The sequence below is a fragment of the Occultella gossypii genome (assembly GCF_019947135.1).
Lineage (GTDB): Bacteria > Actinomycetota > Actinomycetes > Actinomycetales > Beutenbergiaceae > Occultella > Occultella gossypii.
In genome coordinates this window covers 56,834-69,951 of record NZ_JAGSHT010000008.1, presented here as the reverse complement: position 1 = coordinate 69,951, position 13,118 = coordinate 56,834, and the positions used below count along the sequence as shown (strand labels likewise).

The following is a 13,118-nucleotide window of genomic DNA, read 5'->3' as shown; positions in this document are numbered from 1 at the left end:
GCGGCGGGGGGGGGGGGGCGGGCCCCCGGGGCCCCCGCCCGGGCCGGGGGGGCGGGGGGGGGCCCCGGGGCCCGCCACCTCGGCTACCAGGTGCTCACCAGATCCGGACGCGCTCGGACTCCTCGAGCCACATCCCGTCCCCGGGACGCACCCCGAACGTCGTGTGGAACTCGTCGATGTTGCGCACCACCGCGTTGCAGCGGACCTCGTCGGGGGAGTGCGGGTCGATCGACAGCAACCGGATCATCTCCTCGTCGCGGGCCTTCAGACGCCAACCGCGCGCCCACGAGAAGAACAGCCGCTCCAGGTCGCTCTCCCCGTCGATGACCTCGCCCTCGGTGCGGCCCTGTCGTTCGAGGGCGATCCGGTAGGCCTTGATGGCGATGCCGAGCCCGCCGATGTCCCCGATGTTCTCTCCGATGGTCAGGGCGCCGTTCACGTGGTGCGATCCGTTCAGTTGCGCGGGGGAGATGGCGCCGTACTGGTTGATGAGGACCTTGGTGCGCTTCTCGAACTCCTCGCGGTCGCTCGCCTCCCACCAGTCGTGCAGGCGGCCCTCGCCGTCGTAACGGCTGCCCTGGTCGTCGAAGCCATGCCCGATCTCGTGGCCGATGACCGCACCGATGGCGCCGTAGTTGGTGGCGGCATCAGCGTCGGCGTCGAAGAACGGCGGCTGCAGGATGGCCGCCGGGAACACGATCTCGTTCATCGCGGGGTTGTAGTAGGCGTTCACCATCTGCGGCGGCATGAACCATTCGTCCCGGTCGATCGGCTTGCCGATCTTGCCGAGCTCGTAGTCCGTCTCGAACGCGCTCGCCGCCCGGACGTTGCCGATCAGGTCCGTCTCGTCCACGACCAGGGCCGAGTAGTCCCGCCATTTCGCCGGGTAGCCGATCTTGGGCGTGAACGCGTCCAGCTTGGCCAGCGCCCGCTCCCGGGTGGCCGGGCTCATCCAGTCCAGGTTCGTGATCGAGCGGCGGTAGGCCTCGATCAGGTCCGCCACGAGGGTGTCCATGGCGTCCTTGTGGGACGGCGGGAAGTGGCGGGAGACGTAGATCTTGCCGATCGCCTCCCCGAGCACGCCCTCGACCAGGGAGACGCCCCGCTTCCAGCGCTCACGGACCTCCTGGGCGCCGGTGAGGGTGCGCCCGTAGAAGTCGAAGTTCTCCTCGACGAAGGCCTCCGGCAGGTACGCCGCCCGGGACCGGATCACCCGCCAGGTCAGCCACAGCCGCCACAGGTCGACGTCCTCGGTGGCCCAGGCCTGCGCGAACGCCGCCAGGTAGGACGGCTGGCGCACGATCAGGTCCGTCATCGCGCCCTCCGGTGCACCGAGGGCGCCGGCCCAGAGGGCCCAGTCGAAGCCGGGTGCCTGCTCGGCGAGCGCGGCCAGGGTGCTCGGGTTGTGCGTGGCCTGGGCATCCCGGCTGCGCACGTTGTCCCAGTGGCCGGCCGCGAGCTTCGTCTCCAGCGCCATGATGCGCTCGGCGGCACCGTGCGCCTCCGCCTCGGTGACCACGCCGGCCAGGGCCAGCATCGCCGCGACGTGTGCCACGTAGGCCGTGCGCACCTGCGCGTGCGAGTCGTCGCGGTAGTAGGCCTCGTCGGGCAGACCGAGCCCGGACTGGGTCAGGTAGACGATGTAGCGGGTCGGGTCGTCGGCGTCGTTCTCGACGAAGAGCCCGACGCCGCCGCCCACCCCGGTGCGCTGCAGGCTGCCGAGGGCGCGGGTGAGCTGTTCGCGGGTGTGCGCCGCGGTGACCGGCTCGAGGTCCGGCGCCAACGGGTTCGTGCCAAGGGCCTCGATCCGGTCGGTGGCCATGAAGGAGGCGAACACGGCGGCGATCTTCGCGGCCTCATCGGCGGCGGGATCGTCGGCGGGAACGCTCGCAGCCTCGGTGATGATGGTGCGGACGTCCTGCTCGGCCTGGTCGTGGAGCAGGTGGAAGGTGCCGTCCCGTCCGCGGTCCGCGGGAATGGTGTGGGACGCGAGCCAGGAACCGTTCACGTGTCGGTAGAGGTCATCCTGGGGGCGGACGTCGGTGTCCATGGCGGCGCGGTTGGCCTCGTGGGACGTGGCGTCGGCTATTGAGATCGTCATGGAACGAATCTAGTTCACGCCGCCGACGCCTCGCACGGGTGGGTGGGCGGTGCGGCATGATGACCTCCATGCGCATCCACATCGCCGCCGACCACGCCGGTTTCGAACTCAAGTCCGCACTGATCGCCCACCTCGCCGGTGCCGGTCACGACGTGGTGGACCACGGCGCCGAGGCCTACGACGCCCTCGACGACTACCCGTCGTTCTGCTTCGCCGCCGGTGAGGCCGTCGTGGCCGAGCCCGGCACGCTGGGCATCGTCATCGGCGGCAGCGGCAACGGCGAGCAGATCGCCGCGAACAAGGTCACCGGGGTGCGCGCGGCGCTCGCCTGGAGCACCGAGACCGCGAAGCTGGGCCGCCAGCACAACGACGCGAACGTCGTAGCCGTCGGGGCCCGCCAGCACAGCGAGGCCGAGTCGATCGCGATCGTCGAGGCGTTCCTCGCCGAACCGTTCTCGAACGACGAGCGGCACCAACGCCGGATCGACCAGCTCGCCGCCTACGAAGCCGCCCGCTGACGCCGACCCGTGTCGATGGGCTCGCGCGGCGATCGCTCGCGCGGTGAGGTAGAAACCTGGGCCTGAGGTAGTGCGTTATAACGTCCTGTCTCAGGCTTGGGGTTCTGCCTCACGGGCGCCGGCGGGGCGCCATCCTTGCGCGGGTCCTCGCGCGGGCGTGATCAGTCCTCGCGCAGGCGGCGGGACAGCACCACCAGGACCACGTGCAGGGGCATCAGCACGACCACGAGCACGGGCAGGAACTGGCACGCGAACACCCAGAGGCCGAACACCAGGGCGCTGGCCAGGGTCCAGAACAGGTCCCGCAGCGGGTGCACGGACTCGCGGGTACGTACCGCGACGTCCCGCGCCGCCTCGCCGGCGCGGGACTCCTGCAGGAGCAGATGACGCAGGCTGATGGTGCCCACCACCTCGGACCCGGCCGCGCCGAGGTACCAGCCGAGGGCACCGGCCAGTGTCACCGCCGTCGCGGCACCGAGGGTGAGGGCGTCGGAACCGCCTGCGCCGGCCAGTCCGGACCGCGCGGCCAGGGCCACGCCGAGCGCGGCGAGCGGCGTCACGGCGGCACCGGCGAGCACCGCCGTCAGTACGAAGGCGCCCTCGCGCCGGTTGCCGGTGCGGGCGGCCCGGACCGAGGCGACCAGTAGACCGAGCGCCGTGGTGAGCGCCCACGCGGCCAGACCCGCGAAGACGTAGGCGAGGGCCGCCGTCGGCGGGGTGAGAACGAGCAGCGCCACCAGGGCGAGCACGCCGATGCCGACCCGCAGCCACGCGAACCGCGCCAGCGAGGCCAGCCGGGCCAGCACCACGGCATGCTCATCGACGTGGTCGTGCTCGTGGGTGGCGTCGCAGTGCGGGCACACGTAGCCGACGGACTCGTCGGGGGCGGGCGCGGGTTCGGAATGGGTACTCATCGACATCTCATGGGTGATCATAGGCGGGTGAGAGACGTCGCCGAGGATTACGTCGAGGCTGTGCTCGACCTGGTCGCCCAGATCCCGCCGGGCCGCGCGAGCACCTACGGGGTGATCGCGGAGGCAGCCCGCGAGCGAACCGGCAAGGGCAGTGCCCGAACCGTCGGCAGGGTCATGGCGCTCTACGGGTCCGACGTGCCGTGGTGGCGGGTGGTCACCGCGAGCGGGGCCGCCGCCGAGCGGGTGGCCGGGCGGGCCCTCGAGGCGTTGCGCGCCGAGGGCGTCCCGCTCACCGCGCACAACCCGCCGCGGGTGGACCTGCGCGAGGCCGGCTGGGAGCCCGGCGAGGAGGCCGAGCCGGCTCAGATGTAGATCGCCGGGTCGATCAGGTCCTCTGGCGAGGACTCGGCCGGCCGGGGGCGCGGCCGGCCGGGCACACCCACCACCACGTCGCCGTCGGCCACGTCCTTGACGACCACGGCGTTCGCGCCGATCTGCACGTCGCTGCCGATGGTGACCGGGCCAAGGACCTTCGCCCCGGCCCCGATCACCACGTTGTTCCCGACGGTCGGGTGGCGCTTGCCGTGCGACATGGTCCGCCCGCCGAGGGTGGACCCGTGGAACATCAGCACGTCCTCGCCGACCTCGGCGGTCTCACCGATCACCACCCCCATCCCGTGGTCGATGAAGAACCGCCGGCCGATCACCGCGCCGGGGTGGATCTCCACCCCGGTGAGCGCGCGCGCCAACTGCGAGATGATCCGCGCCGGCAGCCGCAGCAGCGGCGAGACGTGCCAGACCTTGTGCGCGATCCGGTGCAGCCACAGGGCATGCACACCGGAATAGGTCAGCGCGACCTCGACCCGGGTGCGCGCCGCCGGGTCCCGACGGCGCGCGGTGGCCAGGTCCTCCGCGATCAGTGCGCGCAGTGGCAGATGGTGCACGTTATTCGACGAGGTCCGCGAACAGGATCGTGGACAGGTAACGCTCGCCGAAGGACGGGATCACGACCACGATCGTCTTGCCGGCGTTCTCCGGGCGGGCGGCCACCTGCAGGGCGGCGTCGATCGCGGCGCCGGAGGAGATGCCCACGAGCAGACCCTCCTCGGTGGCGGCGCGGCGGGCCACCTTGACGGCGGTCTCGGCGTTGACGTCGATGACCTCGTCGTAGATCGAGGTATCCAGGATCTCCGGGACGAAGTTCGCGCCGAGGCCCTGGATCTTGTGCGGACCGGGCTGGCCGCCGTTGAGGATCGGGGACTCGGCAGGCTCGACCGCGATGATCTGCACCCCGGGCTTGCGCTCCTTGAGGACCTGCCCGACCCCGGTGATCGTGCCGCCGGTCCCGATGCCGGCCACCACGATGTCGACGGCGCCGTCGGTGTCGTTCCAGATCTCCTCGGCCGTGGTGCGGCGGTGGATCTCCGGGTTGGCCTCGTTCGCGAACTGGCGTGCCAGGATCGATCCGGGCCGTTCGGCGGCGATGGCCTCGGCGCGGGCGACCGCCCCCTTCATGCCCTCCGAACCCGGAGTCAGGATCAACTCCGCGCCGTAGGCCTTGAGCAGCATCTTGCGCTCGTTCGACATCGTCTCGGGCATGGTCAGCACCACGTTGTAGCCGCGGGCGGCGCCGACGAACGCCAGCGCGATGCCGGTGTTGCCGCTGGTCGCCTCGATGATCGTGCCGCCCGGCTGGAGTTCGCCGGAGGCCTCGGCAGCGTCCACGATGGCCACACCGATCCGGTCCTTGACGCTGTTCGCCGGGTTGTAGAACTCGAGCTTGGCGAGCACGGTGGCGTCGATGCCCTCGGTGAGGCGGTTCAGCCGCACCAGGGGAGTGTTTCCGATGAGTGCGGTCGCGTTGTCGTAGATGCGGGCCATGGTTCCTCCGGGTGGCTTCGTCTGCATGGGCGGTCAGCCGCTCGACCGGAGGTCCTCACCGACCGATTGGTTGAACGGACGACTTTCGTTACGCCGTCATCCTTCCACCACCCGGACGCACCGCGCACCCCGTCCCGTGGTCGGGAGTGCGGCGGGGCCCGACGGCGGCCGGGCGGCTCGTGTGCGTCACGTCACCTAATCTTGTCAAACTAGTTTTTCCAAACTAGTCTGATGGGCATGACCCGACGAATGACGAACCTGCTCGGCCTCGCCGTGCTCGTCTACCTCGAAGAGCGACCGATGCATGCCTACGAGCTGCATCGCCAGTTGATCGACAGGGACGCCGCGCAGACCTTCCGGCTGAGTTACGGCGCGCTCTACAGCGTGGTCCGGCAACTCGATGCGGCCGGCCTCATCAGGCCATCGGGCACCGACCGCACCGGCAGGCTGCCCGAGCGCACCACCTACGCGGTGACCGACGAGGGCCGAGCCGAGACCCGCCGGTGGCTCAGTCGCCTCATCGCCGAGCCGCAGCACGAGTATCCGGCCTTCGCGGCCGCGCTCTCGCTCATCATCGTGCTGCCCCCGGACGACGCGCGGGCACTGCTGGAGGCCCGGCTGGGGCGTCTCAAGGGCGACGTCGCGGCCATCGCCGAGCGGCGCACCGCGATCGTCGACGGCGGGCTGCACCCGATCTTCGTCATCGAGGACGAGTACCGCGAGCGCGTGCTCGGCGCCGAGGCCGACTTCATCCACGTCCTGCTCGACCGCTTCGACGACCCGGACGCCGGCTGGGCCGAGCCTTGGCGTGCCTACCACCAGGGGGCGCCGGCCACCGGCGCTCGGGAGAACACCACGGACACCAGAGGAGAACCGTCATGACCGCTGCACGAACCGCACTCGTCATCGGTGGTGGCGTCGCGGGCTCGGCGGCCGCCGTCGCCCTGACCCGGGCCGGGATCGACGTGACCGTGGTCGAGACCCGGGACCGCACCGAGCCTGACCGCGGCTCGTTCCTGACGCTCGCGACCAACGGCATCGACGCCCTCCGTGCGATCGGGGCCGACGGGCGGGTGCTCGAGGCGGGCTTCCCGACGGCGGCGATGACCCTGCGCAGCCATACCGGCAAGCGGCTCGGCACCACCAGCACCGGCAGCGCGCTCGCCGACGGCACGGTCAGCCAGACGCTCCGCCGCGCCGATCTGGTCCGGGCGCTCCGGGCCGAGGTCGAGGCACGGGGGATCGAGATCCGGTACGGGCGCCGTCTGGTCGGGCTGGACGCCGGTCCGGCGCGGGTGCGCGCCGAGTTCGACGACGGAACCGTTGCGGAGGCCGACCTCCTGGTGGGCGCGGATGGCATCTACTCCACGGTGCGTCGGCTCGCGCTCCCTGGGTCGCCCGAGCCCGCCTACTCCGGCCTGGTGACCACGGGTGGGTACGCTCCAGGACTCACGCTGGCTTCGCCGCCCGGCGACTACGAGATGATCTTCGGCAAGCGCGCGTTCTTCGGCTTCGCGGTGGCGCCGGGCGACGAGGTGTGGTGGTTCGTGAACCTGCCCCGGCGCCGCGAGCCGGCGCGCGGCGAGCTGGCCGCGGTCGGCGAGGCGCAGTGGCGCGCACGGTTCGCCGAGCTGTACGCCGACGACGCCGGGCCGGCGCTCGAGATCATCGCCGCCACCCCCGACTTCGCGCCGATGACGCCGATCCAGACGATTCCTCGGCTGCGCCCCTGGTCCTCGGGCCGGGTCATCGTGATCGGCGACGCCGCCCACGCGCCGTCGCCGACGTCCGGCCAGGGCGCCTCGCTCGCCATCGAGGACGCGGTGGTGCTCGCCATGTCGTTGCGCGACCGCGACGGTGTCGAGGAGGCGTTCGCCCAGACCGAGACGGTCCGCCGGCCGCGCGTCGAGGCGATCATCCGCACGGCCGCCCGGATCAACAACAACAAGGCGCCCGGGCCCGTCGGCAGGCTCGTCCGGGATGCGGTCCTGCCCCGGATCCTCGGCTCGGCGATGGCTCAGAACAGCGCCAACCAGGCCTCCGAACACCACCTGGACTGGGCGGCGGGGGTCACCGAGAAGACTCGCTGACCCACCCCCGCGGTCAGGTGAGCGACCTACCCGAGGAGGATCCGCCGTCGGGCATCGGAGCGGTCCGTGCCCGGGCGGCCACCGTGTTCAACAGGGCGGCGCCACGCTCGGCGTCGGGGACCGTCACCACGACCACACGCCCGCCGGTGCGCTGGATGCTGATCGCCGAGCCCTTGCGGACGACGAGGCCGGTACGGCCGCGCACGTCCGTGCGCAGGCCCCAGCCGCCGAACTCTGCGAACGGGGAGATGGTGATCGCGTCCGCGCGTTCCACCTCGTCAGCCGGCACCTGGATCCGGGGCCACCCGTACACACCGCGGGCGGAGAGGCCGCGCGCGTCCACCCGCACCGTCCAGGAGGCGGTCGCCGCGACCAGGGCCGCCGTCGCGGCCAGGACCGGGATCAGCCACCACTGGCCGGTGAGCGCGCCCAGGACCGCACTGCCGGCGAGCACCACGACCACGAGCGTCCAGAGCAACCAGGGGCGCGCCGTCGTCACCGTGCGGATCCAGACGGCGGTCTCGGTCGGCCCGAGCGCGAGCCGGGCCGCGTCGGCCGCGACGTCGCCCGTCGCCGCCTGCGGAGGATCGGACCCGGCCAGGGCGCCGGCGACCACGCCGACACCGGCCAGCGCGAGCAGGCTCAGGGCGATCACGAACCCCGGATCTCCGGCCTGCTCGGCGGTCGGAACATCCAGCTGCACCCAGCACATGCCTGCGAACATCACCGCGTACATCGCCGCCATGCCCGCCGAGAGCCCGACGGTCATCCGGCGGGTCAGGCCGCTGCGGCCGGTGACGACCGACAGGGTCGCGGTCACGGCGAGGGTGGCCAGGCCGAGGATCAGCATCGGCGCGACCAGTTCGGCGAACGAGCCGGTCCGGTCCACGCCGGAGACGCCCCAGTGCACGGCGACCGGGTCGGGCAGCCGGTCGCGCCAGGCCAGCACGAGGGCGCAGGCACTGCCCAGGAGCAGAGCGGGCAGCACCGCGCCGAGCGCGATCCTCCGGGCGCGGTGGGGCACTGGGATCCGCGGTTCGTGGGTGGCGGCGGTCATCGGGTCTCCTCGTGGGTCAGCAGGCCGACGAGGGCCTGACGGGTCAGTCCGAGCCGGTCGCTCTCGGCCACCAGCGTGTCCAGGGCCGTGCGCAGGTCCTGGTAGTCCCGCCCGGCGCTCGCCGAGATCGTCGCGCCGCGGCCGCGGCGGACCTCGAGCAGGCCCTCCTCGCGCAGGGTGCGGTAGGCATGCAGGACCGTGTGCACGTTCAGGTCGAGCGAGTCGGCGAGTTCGCGGGCGCTCGGAAGTCGCTCGCCGGCGCTCACCTCGCCGCGCACCACCGCGAGCCGGACCGCCGTGGCGATCTGGTCGAACAGCGGCGCGGCGCTGGTGGGGTCGACGGTGATGAGCACGAGTTCAGCATATTGCTCTAGTTGAACTAGAACAACTCTCAGGCTGGAGGTCGGCGGCAGGGTGAGGGATCCGTCACACCCCGCACGCCTGGGTGGGTGGCGGCAGGTGGCGAGGTGTCCCGCGAGCGGAATCTTGGGTATCATCTCTGAGGCGCATCGTGACCTCGAAGGTCCCGTGTGCCCACGGGTGGCACGCCCGCGACCGGGATTCCGGCGCGGACGTTGACAGCCAGGTTAGTGGGGAAGCGCCCTTCACCGGGATGGCGACCTCGCCCTCACCGACATGAGCGCCGGGGTGACCCGGGGGTCGGGCGTGTGGGGGAGCAGGAGCAAGGTGCCACTAGAGCGCACACCGCAATCGCAAGGAGCAGAGGACACGCATGGCGAAGAAGTCCAAGATCGCCCGCGACGCACAGCGTCGCGTGATCGTGGCACGGTACGCCGAGCGCCGCGCCGAGCTGAAGACGACGTCGGTCAACCCGAACGTCCCCGAGGCCGAGCGGGACGCGGCCCTGGCCGCTCTGCACGCCCTGCCCCGGAACGCGAGCCCCACGCGTGTGCGCAACCGGGACGCAGCGGACGGACGCCCCCGCGGCTACCTCCGCAAGTTCGGACTCTCGCGGGTCAAGCTCCGTGACATGGCACTGCGCGGCGAGTTGCCGGGCGTGACGAAGTCCAGCTGGTAATCACCGCACAACCCCCCATGCAGCGAACTAGGTAGGAAGCAGACATGAAGAACGACATCCACCCGGATTACCACCCGATCGTGTTCCGGGACATCTCGGCGAACTTCTCGATCCTGACGAAGTCGACCCTGACGTCGGACACCACGGTCGAGTGGGAGGACGGCAACACCTACCCGGTGGTCGACGTCGACATCTCCGCGGCCTCGCACCCGTTCTACACGGGCAAGCAGAAGATCATGGACACCGCCGGCCGCGTCGAGAAGTTCCGTCGCCGCTACGCGAAGTCCGGCGACCAGGCCTGATTTCTCCGGCGGGACCCATCTCGGGTCGCCGACGGTCTATGCATCACGCATCGGCGTGAGGCAGTTTCACGACGATGCTCCATCGAGGACGGAAGGGGAGGTAGAGCCATGGCAGTTCCGAAGCGGAAGATGTCGCGCAGCAACACGCGTGCGCGTCGCTCACAGTGGAAGATGACGGCGGCGGACCTCGTACCTGTCCGCGCCGGCGGGCGCGAGGTCAAGGTGCCGCGGCGCCTGGCCCGCGCCGTCGAGCGTGGCCTGGTCGACGCCGACGACTGATCCACCAGCGCAGCCTGGCGATGGCCGCTCCCTCCTCGTGGGGGGCGGCCATCGTCGTGTCTGCGTTCGTGCCTGCCCGACGGCGGAGCCCGGCGTCCATGGCCGGGCGGCGGCCCCGTAGGGCGTGTGCAAGTACGAACGCCCGGGCCGCGAGGCGGCCCGGGCGTTCGGGGTTCTGGAGCGGGTGACCGGGATCGAACCGGCACCATCTGCTTGGAAGGCAGAGGCTCTACCATTGAGCTACACCCGCAATGACTCGCCCATAAGGATACTGGGTCTTCAGGGGTGCTCGGTCATCGCTAGACTCGGACCATCAGCGGGGTGTGGCGCAGCTTGGTAGCGCATTGCGTTTGGGACGCAAGGGTCGCAGGTTCAAATCCTGTCACCCCGACGAAGAGGAAGGCTAGACGGCGCCAGCCGTTCTGGCCTTTCTTCCTCGTCGCGGTGACACGATGTCGGGCTCCTGTCACCCCGACCGGCGACCTCATCTCCTACCCGCGACCAGCCCCCCGGGTGCCAGCTACGTCAGATCCCGGCGCATGAGCCATCGCGTCAACCCGCCCGAGGTCGAGGTGGTCCGGGCGACGCGCTCGAACCCGGCGGCCTCGAACAGCCCGGTCGTGCCGACGTAGGCGAAGGTCGAGCTGATCCGCGCGCCCTCCGGGTCGATCGGGTACGCCTCGAGCGCCGGAGCCGCCCGGCTGGCAGCGTAGGCGACGGCGCCTTCGAGCAGATGGGCGGCCAGCCCGTGACGTCGGAACTGTGGCCGGATCACGAAACAGATGACGCTCCACACGGGGACGTCATCCACTGTCGGGATCGTGCGTGAGTGAGTGAGGCGGTGATGGCTCGCCCGCGGGCTGACCGAGCACCAGCCCGCGGCCTCACCGTCGACGTAGGCAACCACCCCCGGCGGGGTGCCCTCCTCGGCGTACCTGCGCAGTCGAGCTGCCCGGTCACGTCCGGCGAGACTCCGGTTCTCCCGATTCGGCAGCCGGTAACTCAAACACCAGCACACCGGGGCGTCCGGGTCCTTCGGCGCGAGGATCGTGACGACATCGTCGAAACGTTGGGCCGTTGCCGGGTGTACCTCGATCATGTCCGCGCGTCCGCCGTTCATCCGCCACCGATCGGCCGGCCGACCACCATCGCCTCGAGTGCCTCGGGCCCGAACTTCGCCGCCGTCTGCGGGTCGAGGTGGGCGCCGAGGCCGTCGAGCACGGTCGTGAAGAACATTCGCGCCCCCACGGCGAGCACGACGTCCGCGATCTCGGCGTCCGTGAGCCCGACGCCCCGGACCGCATCGACGTCGTCGGCCTCTATCGTGGACGCGTCCCGCGCGACCTTCGCCGCGAACGCGAAGACGGCGGCGTCGCGGTCCGAGAGGGTCTGCCCGTCCGGGGCCAGGCCGAGTGCCTCGACCGTGCCGCCGTCGCCGCAGACGTCCCGTAGGAACAGGCTGTGGGCCACCGTGCAGTAGGTCGAGCGCCGGGCGCGCGCGGCGGCGATGGTCACGAGCTCGAACAGGCGCCGGTCCATGCCACCGCGGATCGTCAGGTTGAGATTGGCCCAAGCGGCCGCCACGTCCGGCCGGGTCGAGAAGCAGCCGGCGTAGTCGGGCACGAAACCCCAACTGCTCCGCTGGGACTGGTACCACTCGGCGAGTGCACCTTCCGCCGCGCTCTCCGGGGTCGTGTTGATGAACATGGCCAATCGTCCCGCCGCGTCATCGTCTGCGCACCTGGAGCCGGCGCCCGGTGCCCTCGGGTTCCCCTGACCCGAAGTGTCGGTCCTTTGTGCGTGACCCGCACCTTGCGTCAGGGGAACGAAACCCGGGGCCGGCCTGCTGGCCACTTCCCGTCCGGTGCCCTGGTCGGGACAGGTCCGGGGGTCGGGGGGTGGCCGGGATCGGGATCGGTAGGGGAAAGCAGGTGCGAGCGGGAACAGGCGAGGGGCAGGCGCGCGCCGACGGGACATGACTGGACAGGCATATAACCAGACAGGTATGTTCACGAGATGATGTCGATGTGGGCGGCGGTGGGTGATCCGAACAGGCGAGCTGTGCTCGAGCTCCTGCGGGTCCGCCCGCACACCGTGACTGAGCTTGTGGACGAGCTCGGGCTCAGCCAGCCGGGCGTCTCCAAGCACCTGCGGGTGCTGAAGGAGGCGGGTCTGGTCTCGGCGCGGCCGGAGGGCGCCCGGCGGCACTACCGCCTGGAGCCGGAGCCGCTGCGCGAGCTCGAGGACTGGCTCGGCCCGTTCCGCGCGTTCTGGAACACGAGCCTCGATGCCCTTCAGGACCACCTCGACGCACAGGCGGAGGCGCCCGACCGGGTTCCGACCGCACCCGAACACAGGACCGAGAGCAACCGACGGAAGGGCCCCGGATGACCAGCGAACGCGGAACCTACGAGCAGATCGACGGGCAGGCCGCCCTGCGATTCGTGCGCGACCTCGCCCACCCCATCGACCGGGTGTGGAACGCAGTGACCACGCCCGAAGGACTGGCAGCGTGGTTCCCGTGCCGGATCGAGGGCGACCTGCTGAGCGTCGGCGCCGCACTGCGGTTCGTCTTCGACGATGACCACCCGGAGGTCGAGGGCACCGCCGGCGGCACCGTGCTGCAGGTGGAGCCGCCGACCACACTCCGGTTCAGCTGGGAGGCCGAGGAGATCCGCCTGGTGCTCGAGCCGCACGGGCAGACGGGCTGTCGCCTCACGTTCATCGACCTGATGCCCGAGGACTACGTCCCGGGCGCGGCGCGGACCGCCGCGGGTTGGCACGTCTGCCTCGACGGGCTCACCGAACGCCTCCGCACTGGTGCCGGCACGGCGCCCAGCGCCGAGCCGACGCCTCGGTGGCGCGAACTGTACGAGGAGTACGTGGCGGCCGGCGTGCCCCACGGTGCGCCGATGCCGGGCGCCGGGTAGGCCCCTC

17 protein-coding genes and 2 tRNA genes are annotated in these 13,118 nt (G+C 71.2%); 10 read left to right on the top strand and 9 right to left on the bottom strand.

The genetic code is table 11. The annotated features are described in order from the left end of the window. Positions 1-94: 94 nt before the first annotated feature. Positions 95-2,101: a M13 family metallopeptidase gene (locus KCQ71_RS08405; protein WP_223404785.1), complete on the bottom strand. Its 2,007-nt coding sequence runs from the start codon at positions 2,099-2,101 to the stop codon at positions 95-97. A gap of 68 nt (positions 2,102-2,169) precedes the next feature. Between KCQ71_RS08405 and KCQ71_RS08400 the strand changes: the two genes are divergently transcribed. Beyond that, positions 2,170-2,619: a ribose-5-phosphate isomerase gene (locus KCQ71_RS08400; RefSeq protein WP_223404783.1), complete on the top strand. Its 450-nt coding sequence runs from the start codon at positions 2,170-2,172 to the stop codon at positions 2,617-2,619. A 161-nt stretch (positions 2,620-2,780) separates the two neighbouring features. On the opposite strand, the gene KCQ71_RS08395 is transcribed toward KCQ71_RS08400, so the two are convergent. Then, positions 2,781-3,533, bottom strand: a complete 753-nt coding sequence (locus KCQ71_RS08395) for a hypothetical protein (protein ID WP_223404781.1) — start codon at positions 3,531-3,533, stop codon at positions 2,781-2,783. A gap of 27 nt (positions 3,534-3,560) precedes the next feature. Here KCQ71_RS08395 and KCQ71_RS08390 point away from each other — a divergent pair, with 27 nt between their 5' ends. Beyond that, positions 3,561-3,905, top strand: a complete 345-nt coding sequence (locus tag KCQ71_RS08390; protein ID WP_223404779.1) for an MGMT family protein — start codon at positions 3,561-3,563, stop codon at positions 3,903-3,905. On the opposite strand, the gene epsC is transcribed toward KCQ71_RS08390, so the two are convergent. Further along, entirely contained in the window at positions 3,896-4,477 is a 582-nt protein-coding gene (gene epsC / locus KCQ71_RS08385) for a serine O-acetyltransferase EpsC (RefSeq protein WP_372453968.1), read from the bottom strand. The two genes, KCQ71_RS08390 and epsC, sit on opposite strands and share 10 nt — an antisense overlap. Before the next feature lies 1 nt (position 4,478). Further along, positions 4,479-5,414: a cysteine synthase A gene (cysK, locus tag KCQ71_RS08380; protein WP_223404777.1), complete on the bottom strand. Its 936-nt coding sequence runs from the start codon at positions 5,412-5,414 to the stop codon at positions 4,479-4,481. A gap of 237 nt (positions 5,415-5,651) precedes the next feature. Between cysK and KCQ71_RS08375 the strand changes: the two genes are divergently transcribed. After that, the gene (locus KCQ71_RS08375; protein WP_223404775.1) at positions 5,652-6,296 is read left to right on the top strand and encodes a PadR family transcriptional regulator; all 645 of its coding nucleotides are present in this window, start codon (positions 5,652-5,654) and stop codon (positions 6,294-6,296) included. Then, on the top strand, positions 6,293-7,504 hold the full coding sequence (locus KCQ71_RS08370; protein ID WP_223404773.1) for an FAD-dependent monooxygenase: 1,212 nt from the start codon (positions 6,293-6,295) through the stop codon (positions 7,502-7,504). The genes KCQ71_RS08375 and KCQ71_RS08370 overlap by 4 nt, the downstream gene beginning before the upstream one ends. Positions 7,505-7,517: 13 nt before the next feature. Here KCQ71_RS08370 and KCQ71_RS08365 read toward each other — a convergent pair whose 3' ends face one another. Then, positions 7,518-8,561 carry a DUF1648 domain-containing protein gene (locus tag KCQ71_RS08365; protein ID WP_223404771.1) on the bottom strand — a complete coding sequence of 348 codons (1,044 nt, stop codon included), beginning with the start codon at positions 8,559-8,561 and terminating at the stop codon, positions 7,518-7,520. Beyond that, positions 8,558-8,914: a GntR family transcriptional regulator gene (locus KCQ71_RS08360; protein WP_223404769.1), complete on the bottom strand. Its 357-nt coding sequence runs from the start codon at positions 8,912-8,914 to the stop codon at positions 8,558-8,560. Before KCQ71_RS08360 ends, KCQ71_RS08365 begins: the two co-directional genes overlap by 4 nt. A gap of 380 nt (positions 8,915-9,294) precedes the next feature. On the opposite strand from KCQ71_RS08360, the gene rpsN reads away from it, so the two are divergent. The 3 genes from rpsN (at position 9,295) to rpmF (ending at position 10,181) form a co-directional block, all read left to right on the top strand. Then, positions 9,295-9,600 carry a 30S ribosomal protein S14 gene (gene rpsN / locus KCQ71_RS08355; RefSeq protein ID WP_223404767.1) on the top strand — a complete coding sequence of 102 codons (306 nt, stop codon included), beginning with the start codon at positions 9,295-9,297 and terminating at the stop codon, positions 9,598-9,600. 44 nt (positions 9,601-9,644) lie between these two features. Continuing rightward, on the top strand, positions 9,645-9,902 hold the full coding sequence (locus tag KCQ71_RS08350) for a type B 50S ribosomal protein L31 (RefSeq protein WP_223404765.1): 258 nt from the start codon (positions 9,645-9,647) through the stop codon (positions 9,900-9,902). A gap of 108 nt (positions 9,903-10,010) precedes the next feature. Next, a complete protein-coding gene (rpmF, locus tag KCQ71_RS08345; RefSeq protein WP_154793391.1) occupies positions 10,011-10,181 on the top strand; it encodes a 50S ribosomal protein L32 in 171 nt (56 codons plus the stop codon). A 176-nt stretch (positions 10,182-10,357) separates the two neighbouring features. On the opposite strand, the gene KCQ71_RS08340 is transcribed toward rpmF, so the two are convergent. After that, a tRNA-Gly gene (locus KCQ71_RS08340) sits at positions 10,358-10,431 on the bottom strand. 67 nt (positions 10,432-10,498) lie between these two features. Between KCQ71_RS08340 and KCQ71_RS08335 the strand changes: the two genes are divergently transcribed. Then, a tRNA-Pro gene (locus KCQ71_RS08335) sits at positions 10,499-10,572 on the top strand. Between the two features lie 129 nt (positions 10,573-10,701). On the opposite strand, the gene KCQ71_RS08330 is transcribed toward KCQ71_RS08335, so the two are convergent. Then, positions 10,702-11,301, bottom strand: coding sequence for a GNAT family N-acetyltransferase (locus KCQ71_RS08330; protein WP_223404763.1), 600 nt, complete (start codon positions 11,299-11,301; stop codon positions 10,702-10,704). Then, the gene (locus KCQ71_RS08325; protein WP_223404761.1) at positions 11,298-11,888 is read right to left on the bottom strand and encodes a carboxymuconolactone decarboxylase family protein; all 591 of its coding nucleotides are present in this window, start codon (positions 11,886-11,888) and stop codon (positions 11,298-11,300) included. Before KCQ71_RS08325 ends, KCQ71_RS08330 begins: the two co-directional genes overlap by 4 nt. Before the next feature lie 309 nt (positions 11,889-12,197). Here KCQ71_RS08325 and KCQ71_RS08320 point away from each other — a divergent pair, with 309 nt between their 5' ends. Beyond that, positions 12,198-12,572, top strand: a complete 375-nt coding sequence (locus tag KCQ71_RS08320; protein WP_223404759.1) for an ArsR/SmtB family transcription factor — start codon at positions 12,198-12,200, stop codon at positions 12,570-12,572. After that, positions 12,569-13,111, top strand: a complete 543-nt coding sequence (locus KCQ71_RS08315; RefSeq protein WP_223404757.1) for an SRPBCC family protein — start codon at positions 12,569-12,571, stop codon at positions 13,109-13,111. The genes KCQ71_RS08320 and KCQ71_RS08315 overlap by 4 nt, the downstream gene beginning before the upstream one ends. Positions 13,112-13,118: the final 7 nt, after the last annotated feature.

Excerpts from the sequence above, each read along its gene's own strand:
- KCQ71_RS08405 (WP_223404785.1), bottom strand. The coding sequence starts at position 2,101 with ATGACGATCTCAATAGCCGACGCCACGTCCCACGAGGCCAACCGCGCC.
- KCQ71_RS08400 (WP_223404783.1), top strand. The coding sequence starts at position 2,170 with ATGCGCATCCACATCGCCGCCGACCACGCCGGTTTCGAACTCAAGTCC.
- KCQ71_RS08395 (WP_223404781.1), bottom strand. The coding sequence starts at position 3,533 with ATGAGTACCCATTCCGAACCCGCGCCCGCCCCCGACGAGTCCGTCGGC.
- cysK (WP_223404777.1), bottom strand. The coding sequence starts at position 5,414 with ATGGCCCGCATCTACGACAACGCGACCGCACTCATCGGAAACACTCCC.
- KCQ71_RS08375 (WP_223404775.1), top strand. The coding sequence starts at position 5,652 with ATGACCCGACGAATGACGAACCTGCTCGGCCTCGCCGTGCTCGTCTAC.
- KCQ71_RS08370 (WP_223404773.1), top strand. The coding sequence starts at position 6,293 with ATGACCGCTGCACGAACCGCACTCGTCATCGGTGGTGGCGTCGCGGGC.
- KCQ71_RS08365 (WP_223404771.1), bottom strand. The coding sequence starts at position 8,561 with ATGACCGCCGCCACCCACGAACCGCGGATCCCAGTGCCCCACCGCGCC.
- rpsN (WP_223404767.1), top strand. The coding sequence starts at position 9,295 with ATGGCGAAGAAGTCCAAGATCGCCCGCGACGCACAGCGTCGCGTGATC.
- KCQ71_RS08350 (WP_223404765.1), top strand. The coding sequence starts at position 9,645 with ATGAAGAACGACATCCACCCGGATTACCACCCGATCGTGTTCCGGGAC.
- rpmF (WP_154793391.1), top strand. The coding sequence starts at position 10,011 with ATGGCAGTTCCGAAGCGGAAGATGTCGCGCAGCAACACGCGTGCGCGT.
- KCQ71_RS08330 (WP_223404763.1), bottom strand. The coding sequence starts at position 11,301 with ATGAACGGCGGACGCGCGGACATGATCGAGGTACACCCGGCAACGGCC.
- KCQ71_RS08325 (WP_223404761.1), bottom strand. The coding sequence starts at position 11,888 with ATGTTCATCAACACGACCCCGGAGAGCGCGGCGGAAGGTGCACTCGCC.
- KCQ71_RS08320 (WP_223404759.1), top strand. The coding sequence starts at position 12,198 with ATGATGTCGATGTGGGCGGCGGTGGGTGATCCGAACAGGCGAGCTGTG.
- KCQ71_RS08315 (WP_223404757.1), top strand. The coding sequence starts at position 12,569 with ATGACCAGCGAACGCGGAACCTACGAGCAGATCGACGGGCAGGCCGCC.